At 44.1% G+C, this 501-nt stretch carries 1 protein-coding gene; it reads left to right on the top strand.

Going from position 1 to position 501, the window contains the following annotated elements:
- A partial coding sequence (locus B7705_RS00165) for a T7SS effector LXG polymorphic toxin (protein WP_239822325.1) occupies positions 1-501 on the top strand: 501 nt, incomplete at both ends.

The following is a 501-nucleotide window of genomic DNA, read 5'->3' as shown; positions in this document are numbered from 1 at the left end:
TTCATAACCCCGTGATTGTTGGCTTAAAGAATGGCTTAGAATTTCTAGGTTCTGAGTTTTCCAAGACGATCACGGATTTTCAGAATTTTGTTGGCGAAACCTCTGCAACGGCAGTTCTGGCAGAAGAAACTTTGGATGATGCGGTCAAGAAGCTGAATGCGGCGGATGAGAAACACAAGGTGATGGATACCAATTTCAAGAGTATCTATGATGGTATTTCGAGTCTCTATCGTCTGAGTGCTCCCTTAAGCAGCACCTTCTATACCAATACCCAGACAGCCCGGAAGTATGTTCAGGATACGAAGAATAAGGTCAATGCCTTTGATAAGATGTCGACGACCAGCAGTACCGAGCAACTTTTTAGTGCTTTAAGTAGCCAAATGGCGGCTGCTGGAAGAGTGAAGAGTCTGAGTTATAGTGATCCTGTTTTAACTAACTTTGTGGCGCATGAAGATCTCGGTAAAGCGATTTATGAGGTGGATCAGCAGTATGCGAAAGCCA

Origin of the sequence: Streptococcus oralis subsp. dentisani (genome assembly GCF_002096685.1) — a bacterium.
GTDB lineage: Bacteria > Bacillota > Bacilli > Lactobacillales > Streptococcaceae > Streptococcus > Streptococcus oralis_AD.
Note: the sequence above shows the minus strand (reverse complement) of the source record. Positions and strands in the feature narration are given on the sequence as shown.